The sequence below is a fragment of the Sphingomonas koreensis genome (genome assembly GCF_002797435.1).
In the GTDB taxonomy this organism is placed as follows: Bacteria; Pseudomonadota; Alphaproteobacteria; order Sphingomonadales; family Sphingomonadaceae; genus Sphingomonas; species Sphingomonas koreensis.
Genome location: NZ_PGEN01000001.1, coordinates 3,324,253 through 3,337,753 on the forward strand (window position 1 = coordinate 3,324,253; position 13,501 = coordinate 3,337,753).

Below are 13,501 nucleotides of genomic sequence, written 5' to 3' on the forward strand. Positions count from 1 at the left end.
CTGAGTGGGTGGGAGCATAGATGCCTTTGATCGCAATTCTTCCCGGCGACGGGATCGGCCCGGAAGTCACCGCGCAGGCGCGACGCGTACTCGATGCGCTCGATCTTGGGTTGAGCTTCGAGGAAGCGCCTGTCGGCGGCGCGGCCTATTTCAGCGACGGGCACCCGCTTCCCGCGCGCACGCTAGACCTAGCCAAGCGTGCCGATGCGCTGCTGTTCGGTGCAGTCGGCGACCCTCGCTGTGACGGTCTCGATCGCCACCTGCGCCCCGAACAGGCCATTCTGGGTCTGCGCAAGGAACTGGAGCTGTTCGCGAACCTGCGCCCGGCACGGCTGTTCCCGGGCCTTGAGGATGCGTCGGCGCTCAAGCCCGAGGTGGCGGGCGCGATCGATATGGTGATCGTGCGCGAGCTCAACGGCGACGTCTATTTCGGCGAGAAGGGCATGCGCACTACCGCGAGCGGCCGCCGCGAGGGGTACGACATCATGTCGTACAATGAGGACGAGGTGGCACGGATCGCCCGCGTCGGCTTCGAAACCGCGCAGGTGCGCAACAGGAAACTCTGCTCGGTCGACAAGGCCAACGTCCTCGAAACCTCTCAGCTGTGGCGCGACGTGGTGATCGAGGTTTCGGCAGAGTTCCCCGATGTCGAGCTGACCCATATGTATGTCGATAATGCCGCGATGCAGCTGGTGCGCAATCCCGGCCAGTTCGACGTCATCGTCACCGGCAACCTGTTTGGCGATATCCTGTCCGATCAGGCGAGCATGTGCGCGGGATCGATCGGGATGCTGCCTTCCGCCGCGCTCAACGGCAGCGGCAAGGGGCTGTACGAGCCGATCCACGGCTCGGCGCCTGACATTGCCGGACAGGGCAAGGCCAATCCCTGCGCGACGATCCTGTCGGCGGCGATGCTGCTGCGCTACTCGCTGGACATGGAAGCGGCTGCGGACAAGGTCGAGGCCGCGGTGACCGCCGCGCTGGCCGGCGGCGCACGCACCGCGGACCTGGGCGGTGCTCTGTCGACCGAAGCGATGGGCGATGCCGTGCTGAAGGCGCTTGCATGAGCGCTGGGCCGCTCGAACTGGCGGTCGTCATTCCGACCTTCAACGAGCGGCGCAACGTGCCGATCCTCGTGGCGGCGCTCGACAAGGCGCTGGCAGGGCGGCGTTGGGAAGCGATCTTCGTCGATGACGACAGCCCCGACGGCACCGCCGATGCAGCGCGTGAGCTGGGGCGGACGGACACCCGCGTCCGGGTGATCCAGCGGATTGGGCGGCGCGGGCTTTCCTCCGCCACGATCGAAGGGATGTGCGCTACCGCCGCGCCGCATGTCGCGGTGATCGACGGCGACATGCAGCATGATGAGACGCTGCTTCCGAAGATGCTCGACTCGCTGCAGGGAGATGCGGGCCTCGACGTCGCGATCGGATCGCGCTTCGTCGATGGCGGCGGCACTGGCGAATGGGACAAGGATCGGGTCGCCAAGTCGGCATTCGCGACCAGGCTGTCGCGCCGCGTGCTCAAGGCCGAGCTCAGCGACCCGATGAGCGGCTTCTTCATGATCCGCAGCGATGTGGTGCGCGAGATGGTGCCGCACCTTTCGGCGATCGGCTTCAAGATCCTGCTCGACATCATGACGGCGAGCCCGCGCGCGCTGAAGTTTGTCGAACTGCCCTATGTTTTCCGCACCCGGCAGGAGGGGGAGAGCAAGCTCGATCACGTCGTTGCGATGGAATATCTGATCGCGCTCTACGATCGCATGTTCGGCCGCGTCATTCCGGTGCGGTTCGCGATGTTCTCCGCCATCGGCGCGCTGGGCGCGGGCGTGCATTTCGGCGCGCTGTGGCTGTTCTACCGGCTGTTCGGATACAGCTTCCTGACCGGCACCATCGTCGCGACGCTGGTCGCGATGACCTTCAACTTCTTCCTCAACAACGCGCTCACCTATCGCGATGCGCGTCTGAAGGGGTTCCGTCCGCTGCTCGACGGCTGGATCAGCTTCTGCATCGTATGCTCGGTCGGCGCGATCGCCAATGTCGGGGTCGCGGCGTTTCTGCACGACGTACAGCAGGCGCAATGGGCCCCCTCCGCGCTGGCGGGGATCGTGGTGGCCGCGGTGTGGAACTTCGCGCTGTCGTCGCGTTTCGTGTGGGGCAGATACTAGGGCTGCCTTATTCGCGCTTTGATCGCGCGCGAGGAGAGGGCGATGGCCATCTCTCATTCCCTGCTCCTTCCACTCGCCCTGATCGGGGCGAGTGCCAGCCTCTCCGTCGCCGCACAGGAAGCGGTGCCGGATCCGGAAGAGGAGGTTGTCGTCACGGCGCGGCGCTCGGGCGCGCCGATGTGGACGATAGAGACATCCGCCGGAGTGGTGCTGCTCGTCGGCGAGATCACCAATGTACCCCAGACCGCGCCGTGGCGACCGGAGCGGCTGGAAGCCGCCGCCACCGGCGCGCAGCGCATCATCCTGGGGACCAAGGCCAAGGTCTCACCCGGGGATATCCTGCGGATCATCTTCAAGGGTGGGAAGCTCACCAAGCTTCCCGAAAAGGGCGTTGCGTCCGACTATCTGGATGCAGAGCGGCTAGCGCGCCTGCGGGCACTCGAAGCGAGATATGGTCAGAGCTATGACCGCGGGAACTTCCTGATGACTGCGTTCGACCTGCTTTCGAAGCGGCTGGCCTTCAGCAAGGATACGACGGAAGACGCCACCGATGTGGTACGCAAGTCGGCGCGCCGTGCAGACATTCCGACCCGTCCGGTCGGGGAGGTACGGGGCAAGGATATCCTCGACAATCTGTTCGCAATGGCACCGGCCAGTCATCTCCCGTGCCTCGATGCGGCGATGGCTGCGGCCGAGATCGGCCCGGATATCGTTACCGCCCGTGGCACGGCGTGGACCCGCTTCGATATTCCTGCGGTGATGGGCAATCCGTTGGAGACTGCACTGGGGCGCTGCTGGCCATGGACCGACGACAGCTTCGGCTCCGCGCTGCGCGGACAATGGATCGAGGCAATCGACGAGGCGCTGGTACAGCCTGGCGTGACGCTTGCGGTCGTACCGGTCCGGGTGCTCGCGGAGTCAGATGGCGTGCTCGACCGGCTCGAGCGTCGGGGCCTGTCGGTGAAGGGTCCGCTTTGGCGCGCCGAGCGCTAGCTCAGGCCCAGCCGGGGAACCAGATCCAGCGTTCGAAGCTCCGCTCGCTCGGCAGCGCCAGCGCGGCAAGGATCGGGTAGAAATAGGCGAACAGCCCGACGCACAGCACGAGATACCATTCGTCGTTGCGCTTCACCTTCGCGGCATAGTGCTGGAAGGCGACGGCGAGCACGACCGACAGGATGATGCCGGGCAGGTAGTAGTAATAGTAGAAGCCGAGCGACTTGGGGATCACCGCCCACACGCCGAGCGAGACGGTCCAGAGGATCGCCGCGGTCAGCGGTGCGCCCGCCTTGTCGCGCAGTCCGGCCCACCAGCAGGCGGCGACCGCGACTAGCCCCCCCCACATGATCGCGGGATTGCCGATGAGGAGCACGCCGCGCTGAGCGCCCTGATCCGGTTCGTAGAAATACCAGATCGGGCGGAGCATCAGCGGCCAGCTCCACCAGTCGGACTGGTAGTTGTGCGGGGCCAGTACCTGCGTCTGGAGGCCCCACATCTCGAGCTGGAACGGGACCAGCCGGGCCAGCGTCATTGGATTGGTCGTGTAGAAGAATGCCGGTGCGAAGGTGAGGAAATAAGTGGCGATGCTGACACAGCCGAGGATCGTCAGGCCCGCAAACCAGCTGGTGCCGCCGAATCGCTCAGGATGTCCGCGCCGCAGCCAGAGGAACGCCATGCCAGCCAGCGCGACATAGGGCACTGCCGCCCATTTGACCGCGACGGCGCCCCCGAACGCAATCGCGCTCGCCAATAGGAGAAACTGCGCGCGCCGCCGCGAATCGCCTTGCATCGCGCGCAGGAAGGCAACTCCCGCCCATACCAGCAACATGCCGAGAAACACGTCGAGCATGCCGATCCGCGCCTGGATGAAGACGAGCTGCCCAAGCATCGCGAACAGTGCCGCGAACAGGCCTGCACGCGTCGCGCCGGTCAGGCGGCGGGCGAAGCTGTAGACGCCGACGATGGTCAGCGCGCCGGCCAGCACCGACATTGCGCGCCAGCCGATCGGATTGTCGCCGAAGATCAGCATTCCCAGTGCGATCAGCGATTTGCCGAGCAGAGGGTGCTCCATGTTCACCGGATGCGCGAGATCGATCAGGACACGCGCGGCGGGCACGTAATGGACTTCGTCGAACATCAGGATGCTGGGGCGCTGAACGCCGATGCCGAACAGCAGCAGCGCTGCGATGCCGATCAGCAGTGCCAGCAGGACGGGGCGTTGTTCGAGGCGATCGAGCATCGGGGGCGTGGATAGCGTAGCTTTCGGGTGCCGTCACCCACCGCCCTTGCGCGGCCATGCCCTAGGCTTCTAGAGGGTTCGCCATGAAGCGCCGTACCGGACAAGACCGCAGCATCACCCAGAACTGGAAGCCCGCGACGCAGGCGATCCGGGGTGGCACCGCTCGTAGCGAATGGGGGGAGACGAGCGAAGCGCTCTTCCTGACATCGGGCTACGCCTATGATTGTGCGGGCGATGCCGCTGCGCGCTTCTCGGGCGATCAGCAGGGCATGACCTATTCGCGCCTGCAGAATCCCACGGTCGAGATGCTCGAACAGCGTATCGCCCTGCTCGAGGGCGCCGAGGCGTGCCGCGCGACGGCATCGGGCATGGCCGCGATGACCGCGGCGCTGCTCTGCCAGCTGTCGGCAGGCGATCACTTGATCGGTGGGCGTGCCGCCTTCGGCTCGTGCCGCTGGTTGACCGATACGCAGCTTCCCAAGTTCGGGATCGAGACGACGGTCGTCGACGCGCGCGACCCGCAACAGTTCATCGATGCGATCCGGCCGAATACCAAGGTGTTCTTCTTCGAAACCCCGGCCAACCCGACGATGGACGTGGTCGATCTGAAGGCCGTCTGCGCGATCGCGCGCGAACGCGGCATCGTCACCGTGGTCGACAACGCTTTCGCTACCCCGGCGCTGCAGCGGCCGATGGACTTCGGCGCCGACGTCGTCGCCTATTCGGCGACCAAGATGATGGACGGGCAGGGACGCGTGCTCGCCGGTGCGGTGTGCGGGACCGAGGAGTTCATCAACAACACGCTGCTGCCCTTCCACCGCAACACCGGGCCGACGCTGTCGCCGTTCAACGCCTGGGTCGTACTGAAGGGGTTGGAGACGCTCGACCTGCGCATCCAGCGTCAGAGCGAGAATGCGCTGAAGGTCGCGCGTTTCCTCGAGGGCCGCGTGCCGCGCGTCAATTTCCCGGGGCTGCCGAGCCATCCCCAGCACAATCTGGCGATGAGCCAGATGGCGGCTGCCGGACCGATCTTCTCGATCGAACTGGATGGCGGGCGTACCCAGGCACATGGGCTGCTCGACGCACTCGGCCTTATCGACATCTCGAACAATATCGGCGATTCTCGCTCGCTGATGACTCACCCGGCCTCCACCACGCATAGCGGCGTCGCCGAAGACCAGCGCCTGCTGATGGGCGTGGGCGAGGGAATGCTGCGGCTCAATGTCGGCCTCGAAGATCCGGAGGACCTGATCGCCGATCTCGATCAGGCCCTCGGCTCGGTCGGGTTGTGAAGGCGCTCTTCTCTCAGGAGGAAAACACGCGCGACATCGTCGTGCGCGTATCGGTGAGCTATCTGCCCGAACAGTCGGAGCCCGATCGCGGCCGCTGGTTCTGGGCCTATCACATCCGCATCGAGAACCAGTCGCATCAGGCGGTTCAGCTGCTGACGCGCCACTGGATCATCACCGACGGTCGCGGTTCGCGGCATTCGGTGGAGGGCGAGGGCGTGGTCGGCGAGCAGCCGATGATCGCACCCGGCGCCAGCTACGATTATGTGTCGGGTTGCCCGCTCGCGACGCCGACCGGATCGATGCAGGGCAGCTACCGGATGGTTGGCGCGGACGGCATGGAGTTCGACGTGGCGATCCCCAAATTCTCCCTATTGGCCCCGGCGGTTGCGGAATGAAGCGGACTCATCTTCCCCTGAACGGCCTGCGTGTGCTCGACGCGGCGGCGCGGCATCTGTCCTTTACCCGTGCGGCGGACGAGCTGGCGGTGACCCCGGCGGCGGTCGGCCAGCAGATTCGCGCGCTCGAGGACACGCTTGGCGTCGTGTTGTTCCGCCGCACCACCAAGGGGCTCGAACTGACGCCCGAGGCCGAGGCTGGGCTGGCCGCGTTGCGTGCCGGCTTCCTTCAGTTCGAGGAATCGGTTCGCGCGATGCAGGCGGGCCAATCGTCCAAGTCGCTGACGATCGCTGCGCCGCGCGACCTGACCGAGAAATGGCTGATGCCGCGCCTCGCCGAGATCGCCCGCGACGACGCCGAGCTGCGCTTCGTGCTGGTCACCGCGGACGACGCGATCGACTTCACCGAAGCCAATCTCGACCTGGCGATTCGCTGGGGCGAAGGGCCGGGCGAGCATGAGGGCGAGGCGCTGGAGAGCGACGGCATGGTGACGGTCGGCCGTCCCGGTTCGAACGCGGATACGCCGATCGCCTGGCCGGGCTGCGTCGCCGAAGAGGGCGTCGCGCTGGTGCGCGTCGGCGATGCGGGGCTGGCGCTCGATGCGGCCGCGCAGGGCTTGGGCCGGGCGACCGTGCCCGAGTTGTTGGCGCGCGACGATATCGAGGCGGGCCGCGTCGCGGTGCTGGGCGATCCCAAGGCGTCACGCCTCGGCTATTGGATGGTCGCGCCGCTCCCGCAATGGCGGCAGAAGAAGGTCAAGACCTTGGTCGAGGCACTGGGAGAGGCGTGACGCCTCCGCAACGCGAAATGGTGACGCTCGAGACCGCGCGGCTCATTTTGAGGCCGCGCAGGCTCGACGATGCCGAGGCGCTTCACCGCGCCTTCTCCGATGCCGAGCTGATGCGTTACTGGTCCGGCCCGCCGCACGCGAGCGTCGAGGAAACACGCGCGGACCTGGCGCGCGATGCGCCCGAATGGCGGCGCTGGGCGATCACGCTCAAGGGCGACGATACCGCGATCGGCGTGGTCGTTGCGGGCGAGAAGCGGCAGGGCAACGTCACCGAGATCGGTTACATCCTTGTGCGCGACCATTGGGGCAGCGGTATCGCGCGCGAGGCGGCGTCGGCGGTGATCGACCGGATCTTCGCCGAGGGGCAGCGTCGCGTGTTCGCGGATACGGACCCGGACAACGCGCCTTCGCGGGCGATGCTCGAGAAGCTGGGATTCAAGCTCGAGGCGGTGCTGCGCGCCGAATGGGAAACGCATCTCGGCGTGCGCGATACGACGATCTACGGTCTGTTGCGCGACGAGTGGGAGGGCGGGCGCTGACGCCTATTGCGCCGCCACCTGTGTAAGCAGGCGGCTCATCAGCATCGCGAAGCCGCGCTCGTCCACCGCGGCGTCGCTGCGCGTCCAGCCGCCGGTGACGGCATACCAATTGCCCTTCTTCGTCTTCACCAGCCAGTTGGTGTAGATCACGCCCGGCTCGGACCCGCCCTTGAACCCCATATAGTCGAACAGGCCGGTGTCGGGGGTGCCGGGGTTCACTGCCAGGATCGCCAGCGCCTCGCTGCCGCCCTTCGTCCGCAGCCAGTCGAGTACTGCGGCTTCGTCGCGCGGACTGGCGAACCACTCGATATCGAGCGCGACCGGCTTGTCGGCGAACATCGCGGGATCGATCTTCGTCGCCGCGAGCCGGGCGCGGTTTGCGGCGAGCAGCTTGCGGCGGCCGTCCGCCCCGGCGGGCTTCCACTGCGCCGCCAGGTCGGCGTTGCCGGGCGATTTGAGCTGGAACGCTTCCATCGTCGTCAGGAGCGGCAGCGTCGCCTTGGCGTCGGCGACCCCGGTCTGCGCAACCATGGCGTCGACCCGCTCGCGGCCGAGTGCGTTCAGCAGGGTGTCGGTCGCGGTGTTGTCGCTGATCGAGATCATCAGCGTCGCCAGCGTGTGCAGCGTCACCGGCACGCCATCGGGCCAGCGCTGGCTGATGCCCGAGGGCAGCGAGCGCGCGCCCAGTGGAACGACGTCGCTCCATTTGCGCGTGCCGGCGTTCACCTGGCGCGCGGCCTCGGCAAGGATCCACAGCTTGAACGCCGATCCGATCGGCATGGACTGGCTGCCTGCCAGTTCGGTCACGGGCGTCACGCCATCGCCCAGCGCATAGACGCCGATCGCGGTGGTGCCGGGCAGCGCGCGAATCTCCGCCTCTATCTTCGCGATCGAATCGTCGCGGGGCTCGATTCGGCTGAGCAGCAGGCCAGTCACGCGATGTGGAGCGGCCGGGTCGACCACGATCTGGACGGTGCCGACGCCCCTTTCGAACCCGAGCTCGACGGTGGCGGCGTGGGGCGAGGTGACGGTGACCTTCTCGACCTTCACCGCCACGCCGAACCGCGCCTTCAACTGCGCGCCGATCTGGTCGAACTGGGCCTTGGGCACCTGCGCCTTGAAGGCAGGGGCAAAATAATCCTCGAAGTCACCGACGCGGTTGACCATCGCGGGCAGCGCATCGATCCGCATCTGTAGCCCCGCCGGGACGGCGGCGACGGGGGTGGACGGCTGCTGCGCTAAGGCGGCGGGTGGGGCGATCGCCAGAAGCAGCGCGCCCAGCCGCCTCATGCGTCGATCGCTTCCTCATCCAGCCGCGCAGCATTCTCCTGGATGAACGCGAAGCGGTGCGCCGGGTTGGTGCCCATCAGCCGATCGACAAGATCCTTCACGCCTGCGCGTTCCTCATATTCCTGAGGAAGGGTGATGCGGATCATGCTGCGGGTCTTGGGATCCATCGTCGTTTCGCGCAACTGGCCCGGGTTCATTTCGCCAAGGCCCTTGAAGCGCGCGACATCGACCTTGCGGCCCTTGAATGCATTGGCCTCGATCTCGGCGCGGTGCGCGTCGTCGCGGGCATAGAGCGACTTTGTGCCGGCGGTGAGGCGATAGAGCGGCGGCTGGGCGAGGTAGAGATGCCCGCGGCGCACGATGTCGGGCATCTCCTGGAAGAAGAAGGTCATCAGCAGCGTCGCGATATGGGCGCCATCGACATCGGCATCGGTCATGATGACGATGCGTTCGTAGCGAAGGTTGTCCACAACGCAGTCCTTGCGCGTGCCGCAGCCAAGCGCCTGGATAAGGTCGGCAATCTCTTGATTTGCAAGTATTTTTGCCGATGTGGCCGACGCCACGTTGAGGATCTTGCCGCGGATCGGGAGGATCGCTTGGGTCTTGCGGTCACGTGCCTGCTTGGCGCTTCCGCCGGCCGAGTCGCCCTCGACGATGAAGAGTTCCGTTCCCGCGGGATCGTCGGCCGAGCAGTCGGTGAGCTTGCCGGGCAGGCGCAGCTTGCGGCCCGAAGTTGCTGTCTTGCGCTTGACCTCGCGCTCCTGCTTGCGGCGCAGGCGTTCGTCCATCCGGTCGAGGACATAGCCGAGCAGCGCCTTGCCGCGGTCCATGCGGTCGGCAAGGAAATGGTCGAAATGGTCGCGCACGGCCTTCTCGACCAAAGCTGTCGCCTCGGGCGATGTCAGGCGGTCCTTGGTCTGCGACTGGAACTGCGGTTCGCGGATGAAGACCGAGAGCATCAGTTCGGACCCGACCATGATGTCGTCGGCGGTGATGTCCTTGGCTTTCTTCTGCCCGACCAACTCGCCGAACGCGCGGATACCGCGCACCAGCGCCTGACGCAGTCCCTGCTCATGTGTGCCGCCGTCGGGCGTCGGGATGGTATTGCAGTACCAGCTGTAGCTGCCATCGCTCCACAGCGGCCATGCTACCGCCCATTCGACACGGCCCTGCGAGTCGGAGAATTCCTGGGTTCCCGAGAAAAACTCTGCGGTCGCGCCCTCGCGCGTGCCGAGCTGTTCCTTGAGGTGGTCGGCCAGCCCCCCGGGAAACTGGAACACCGCCTCGGCCGGGGTGTCGTCGGAGATGAGCTCGGGCGCGCATTTCCAGCGGATCTCGACGCCTGCGAACAGATAGGCCTTGGATCGGGCGAGCTTGTAGAGCCGGGCCGGCTTGAAGTTCATCTCCCCGAAAATCTCGGAATCAGGGGTGAAGCTGACCAGGCTCCCGCGCCGGTTGGGGGTGCCGCCGAGATGCTCGAGCGGACCCAGCGTCTGGCCCCGGCTGAAGCGCTGGCGATAGAGCTGCTTGTCGCGTGCTACCTCGACCACCGTATCGACCGACAGCGCGTTGACGACGCTAATGCCGACGCCGTGAAGGCCGCCCGACGTCGCATAGGCCTTGCCCGAGAATTTGCCGCCCGAGTGGAGCATCGAGAGGATCACCTCGAGCGCCGACTTGTCCGGGAACTTGGGATGCGGGTCGATCGGGAAGCCGCGTCCGTTGTCGGTGATGGTCAGCCGGTTGCCGACGTCAAGCGTCACCTCGATCCGGTTTGCATGCCCCGCGACCGCCTCGTCCATCGCATTGTCGAGCACTTCGGCGGCGAGGTGATGCAGCGCGCGCTCGTCGGTGCCGCCAATATACATGCCGGGGCGGCGGCGAACCGGTTCCAGCCCCTCGAGCACCTCGATCGACGAGGCGTCGTAGCTGTTGGCGGGCGTGGCGGAGGAGGGCTGGAACAGATCGGAGGACATCGCCTGTTGCTATATCGTTCCGCGGGGTCCCGGCAAGCGGGGCTGTTGCTGCAATGCAACACAATCGACGGTTTCGGGCAATGTGAGGGATAGAATGGCGGAATCGACCGTTATCCCGCCGCTAGTAACCAATGGAGTACCCCCTAATGCGTATGCGTACCTTGCTGGGCGCCACTGCCGGCGCCCTGACCCTCGTTGTTGCGGCGGCGCCGGCCCAGGCCCAGGACGCCCCGAGCGGCGATGAGTTCACCGGCTTCTATGTCGGCGGATCGGTCGGATACACGATCCAGAAGAACGACCGTGGCGAATCGATTCTGTTCGACGCTGGCCGCAACGGCAGCTTTGGGGACACGATCACGACCTCGACCGGCGGCAACGCCTTCGCGCCCGGCTTCTGCAACGGTGCCGCGACATCGAACGACAACCTCGCCTGCAAGAACGACAAGGACGACATCGAATATTACGCCCGCATCGGCTTCGACAAGCAGATGGGCAAGGTCGTGCTCGGCCTGGTCGGCGAGTTCGGCAAGTCGCAGGTGAGCGACAGCGTTTCGGCGTTCAGCACCACGCCGGCCTTCTACACCATGACCCGCGAACTCGACTGGAACGCGGCGCTGCGCGCCCGCGCCGGTTATACGGTCGGCCCCAAGACCCTGGTCTATGCCACCGGCGGCGGCGCCTATGCCAAGATCGACCACAGTTTCGCGACGAGCAACACCGCGAACAGCTTTGTGGTCACCGGTGACGACAATGCCTGGGGCTGGCAGGCCGGCGGCGGGCTGGAGCAGAAGATCGGCAATAACTTCTCGCTCGGCGTCGAATATCTCTACAGTCGCTATGACGACGACAAGTCGGGCGTGACGGTCGGCAACGGCACCGCGGGCGCGACCAATCCGTTCGTGCTGGCGGGGGGCGCGGATTTCGCGCGCAGCCAGAGCCGGTTCGACATGCATTCGCTTCGCGCGACGGCGGCGTTCCGCTTCTAATTCGCTCGTGAGCGAGGGCGACGGCCGGCGGAGCGATCCGCCGGCCGTTTTCGTTCGTGCTTCTATTTGTCTGACGGCCGGACCGGCGCCATTTGTTGAAGCGCCGCCTCGGACGGTTTCGCCGCGCGCCTGTCATCGTTTTGCGCTAGCCTTCTCGTCACGGATCGCGGGGGAAGCGCAATGCCGTTTCTTGACGATGACTTTGTCGACATGCGCTGCGACGACGGCAGCATCTGGCATCTCTACTGGGGCGATGAGGTCGAGCTGGTTTCGACCAGCGCCACCGGGCATCGCATCAAGGCACTGGAGCATGGCGGCAAGGTGCGGCGGGAGGGGATGGTAAGGCCCTCGGCCAGGTTCCGCGATACTGCGTTGCTTCGACTCTCCATGATCGATGTGCAGCAGGGCGACGGGCTGATCCTGGAGACGCCGGGGCGCAAGACGATCCTCATCGACGGCGGCGACAACAAGCTGTTCGCGCGCCATGCCGCCTTCCGTTTCCGGGGAACTACCGCAGCCGATCCGCTCAAGGTCGATCTGCTGCTCGTCACGCATGGCGATGCCGATCATTTCGAAGGGCTCAATATCCTGCAGGGGACCGAGACCGACGATGGGATCGACGCGCGGCAGCGGCTCTTCATCGCTCCTTTGCGCTACTATCATAACGGCATGGTCAAGCGGCCGGGGAAGAGGCCTGACGGCAAGGCGCGCAAGGACGTCGAGATGCTGGGTGCGACGACGGAGATGGACGGGGTGCCCTTTGTGACCGGCCTGGTCGATGATCCCGCCGACGTTCCCGAGCCCGAGCGCAACAAGCATTTCAAATCCTGGGTGGACGCGCTCGCGACCTGGGACGCGCGGACCAAGGCGCTGACCGGTGCGCCGATGGTCCGCCGCCGGGTCGATCATCTCAGCACCGACGCGTTCGATTTCCTGCACGAGGATGGGGTTACGGTCGAGTTGCTCGGCCCGATCAGCGAGCCGACACCGGCCGGGCCGGGGCTTCGGTTCCTGCGCAGTCCGCCCAACGATGCCGACATGATGCTCGGCACCTTCCCGCCGCCGGGCAAGGGCGGCTGGTCGGAAAGCCACACGATCAACGGCCATTCGATCACCTTCCGCCTGCGCTACGGCAATGTCCGTTTCATGTTCACCGGCGACATGAACCAGGAATCGATGGCGCGGATGCGTGCTGCGCTGCCTGGTGCGGCGCTGCGATCGGAAATCCTGAAGACCCCGCACCATGGCGCTGCGGATTTCGACATGGAGTTTCTGAAGGAAGTCGGCGCGGTCGTGTCGATGATCTCCTCGGGCGACGAGAGTGCTGCGAAGGAGCATATCCACCCGCGCGCCACGCTGATGGCCGCGCTGGGCAAGGCGTCGCGCACCACGCCCGCCGTGATCTTTTGCACCGAGCTGGCGGCGTTCTTCGCGATGCGCGGCCTGTCGCGCGATCTCGAGCCGGGGGCCCAGGAAAAGCCGGTCTATTTCGGGTTCGAGCGGACCAATTACGGCATCGTCCATGTCCGCACCGATGGCGAGCGCGTGCTCGCCTTCACCCATTCGGGCGAACGCGGAACCAACGAAGCCTATCGCTTCGCGGTCTCGACGAATGGCGACATCGCCTTCGCGCCGCGCCCGGTGTCGGTGAGTGCGCCCAAGGCGAGCTAGCAGCGCTCAGGCGGCGCTGATCCTGGTCACGAACTGACACGTCGCATCGATCCCTGCGTGACCGGAGCGAAGGAGATGCCGAGCAGGCTTGCCACAACCACTCCGAGCTGGAGCAGGTGCGGGGAAATGCGAGAGAAGAAAGGCCGCGCGATCACCCG

12 protein-coding genes are annotated in these 13,501 nt (G+C 66.0%); 9 read left to right on the forward strand and 3 right to left on the reverse strand.

Translation table 11 applies throughout. The annotated features are described in order from the left end of the window. The first annotated feature begins 20 nt into the window (after positions 1-20). From leuB to BDW16_RS15765, 3 genes are read left to right on the forward strand one after another with little or no spacing between them, the layout of a single operon-like run. Entirely contained in the window at positions 21-1,067 is a 1,047-nt protein-coding gene (gene leuB / locus BDW16_RS15755) for a 3-isopropylmalate dehydrogenase (RefSeq protein WP_066573570.1), read from the forward strand. Further along, the gene (locus BDW16_RS15760; RefSeq protein WP_066573572.1) at positions 1,064-2,167 is read left to right on the forward strand and encodes a glycosyltransferase; all 1,104 of its coding nucleotides are present in this window, start codon (positions 1,064-1,066) and stop codon (positions 2,165-2,167) included. The genes leuB and BDW16_RS15760 overlap by 4 nt, the downstream gene beginning before the upstream one ends. A gap of 42 nt (positions 2,168-2,209) precedes the next feature. Then, the gene (locus BDW16_RS15765) at positions 2,210-3,160 is read left to right on the forward strand and encodes a TraB/GumN family protein (protein ID WP_241230617.1); all 951 of its coding nucleotides are present in this window, start codon (positions 2,210-2,212) and stop codon (positions 3,158-3,160) included. Position 3,161: 1 nt separating this feature from the next. Here BDW16_RS15765 and BDW16_RS15770 read toward each other — a convergent pair whose 3' ends face one another. Continuing rightward, on the reverse strand, positions 3,162-4,403 hold the full coding sequence (locus tag BDW16_RS15770) for a glycosyltransferase family 39 protein (RefSeq protein ID WP_066573574.1): 1,242 nt from the start codon (positions 4,401-4,403) through the stop codon (positions 3,162-3,164). Between the two features lie 83 nt (positions 4,404-4,486). Here BDW16_RS15770 and BDW16_RS15775 point away from each other — a divergent pair, with 83 nt between their 5' ends. Genes BDW16_RS15775 through BDW16_RS15790 form a run of 4 tightly spaced genes read left to right on the forward strand, consistent with a single transcriptional unit; the run spans position 4,487 to position 7,420 of the window. Further along, on the forward strand, positions 4,487-5,695 hold the full coding sequence (locus tag BDW16_RS15775; RefSeq protein WP_066573576.1) for a trans-sulfuration enzyme family protein: 1,209 nt from the start codon (positions 4,487-4,489) through the stop codon (positions 5,693-5,695). Next, the gene (gene apaG / locus BDW16_RS15780; RefSeq protein ID WP_066573578.1) at positions 5,692-6,090 is read left to right on the forward strand and encodes a Co2+/Mg2+ efflux protein ApaG; all 399 of its coding nucleotides are present in this window, start codon (positions 5,692-5,694) and stop codon (positions 6,088-6,090) included. Before BDW16_RS15775 ends, apaG begins: the two co-directional genes overlap by 4 nt. Then, entirely contained in the window at positions 6,087-6,881 is a 795-nt protein-coding gene (locus BDW16_RS15785; RefSeq protein WP_066573580.1) for a LysR family transcriptional regulator, read from the forward strand. The genes apaG and BDW16_RS15785 overlap by 4 nt, the downstream gene beginning before the upstream one ends. Before the next feature lie 17 nt (positions 6,882-6,898). Next, a complete protein-coding gene (locus BDW16_RS15790; protein ID WP_066573972.1) occupies positions 6,899-7,420 on the forward strand; it encodes a GNAT family N-acetyltransferase in 522 nt (173 codons plus the stop codon). A 3-nt stretch (positions 7,421-7,423) separates the two neighbouring features. Here the strand turns inward: BDW16_RS15790 and BDW16_RS15795 are convergent, their stop codons facing one another. Both BDW16_RS15795 and parE read right to left on the reverse strand, forming a co-directional pair. Further along, entirely contained in the window at positions 7,424-8,710 is a 1,287-nt protein-coding gene (locus tag BDW16_RS15795) for a serine hydrolase (protein WP_066573586.1), read from the reverse strand. Further along, on the reverse strand, positions 8,707-10,686 hold the full coding sequence (gene parE, locus BDW16_RS15800) for a DNA topoisomerase IV subunit B (protein ID WP_066573588.1): 1,980 nt from the start codon (positions 10,684-10,686) through the stop codon (positions 8,707-8,709). The genes BDW16_RS15795 and parE overlap by 4 nt, the downstream gene beginning before the upstream one ends. 146 nt (positions 10,687-10,832) lie before the next feature. Between parE and BDW16_RS15805 the strand changes: the two genes are divergently transcribed. Together BDW16_RS15805 and BDW16_RS15810 are read left to right on the forward strand one after the other, a co-directional pair. Beyond that, positions 10,833-11,672 (forward strand): outer membrane protein, encoded by an 840-nt coding sequence (locus tag BDW16_RS15805; RefSeq protein WP_066573590.1) that lies wholly within the window; start codon positions 10,833-10,835, stop codon positions 11,670-11,672. A gap of 180 nt (positions 11,673-11,852) precedes the next feature. Beyond that, a complete protein-coding gene (locus BDW16_RS15810) occupies positions 11,853-13,343 on the forward strand; it encodes a ComEC/Rec2 family competence protein (RefSeq protein ID WP_066573593.1) in 1,491 nt (496 codons plus the stop codon). Positions 13,344-13,501 lie beyond the last annotated feature (158 nt).

Coding starts and splice junctions, on each gene's coding strand:
- BDW16_RS15795 (WP_066573586.1), bottom strand. CDS start 8,710: ATGAGGCGGCTGGGCGCGCTGCTTCTGGCGATCGCCCCACCCGCCGCC.
- parE (WP_066573588.1), bottom strand. CDS start 10,686: ATGTCCTCCGATCTGTTCCAGCCCTCCTCCGCCACGCCCGCCAACAGC.
- BDW16_RS15765 (WP_241230617.1), top strand. CDS start 2,210: ATGGCCATCTCTCATTCCCTGCTCCTTCCACTCGCCCTGATCGGGGCG.
- BDW16_RS15760 (WP_066573572.1), top strand. CDS start 1,064: ATGAGCGCTGGGCCGCTCGAACTGGCGGTCGTCATTCCGACCTTCAAC.
- BDW16_RS15770 (WP_066573574.1), bottom strand. CDS start 4,403: ATGCTCGATCGCCTCGAACAACGCCCCGTCCTGCTGGCACTGCTGATC.
- BDW16_RS15775 (WP_066573576.1), top strand. CDS start 4,487: ATGAAGCGCCGTACCGGACAAGACCGCAGCATCACCCAGAACTGGAAG.
- BDW16_RS15810 (WP_066573593.1), top strand. CDS start 11,853: ATGCCGTTTCTTGACGATGACTTTGTCGACATGCGCTGCGACGACGGC.
- leuB (WP_066573570.1), top strand. CDS start 21: ATGCCTTTGATCGCAATTCTTCCCGGCGACGGGATCGGCCCGGAAGTC.
- BDW16_RS15805 (WP_066573590.1), top strand. CDS start 10,833: ATGCGTATGCGTACCTTGCTGGGCGCCACTGCCGGCGCCCTGACCCTC.
- BDW16_RS15790 (WP_066573972.1), top strand. CDS start 6,899: ATGGTGACGCTCGAGACCGCGCGGCTCATTTTGAGGCCGCGCAGGCTC.
- BDW16_RS15785 (WP_066573580.1), top strand. CDS start 6,087: ATGAAGCGGACTCATCTTCCCCTGAACGGCCTGCGTGTGCTCGACGCG.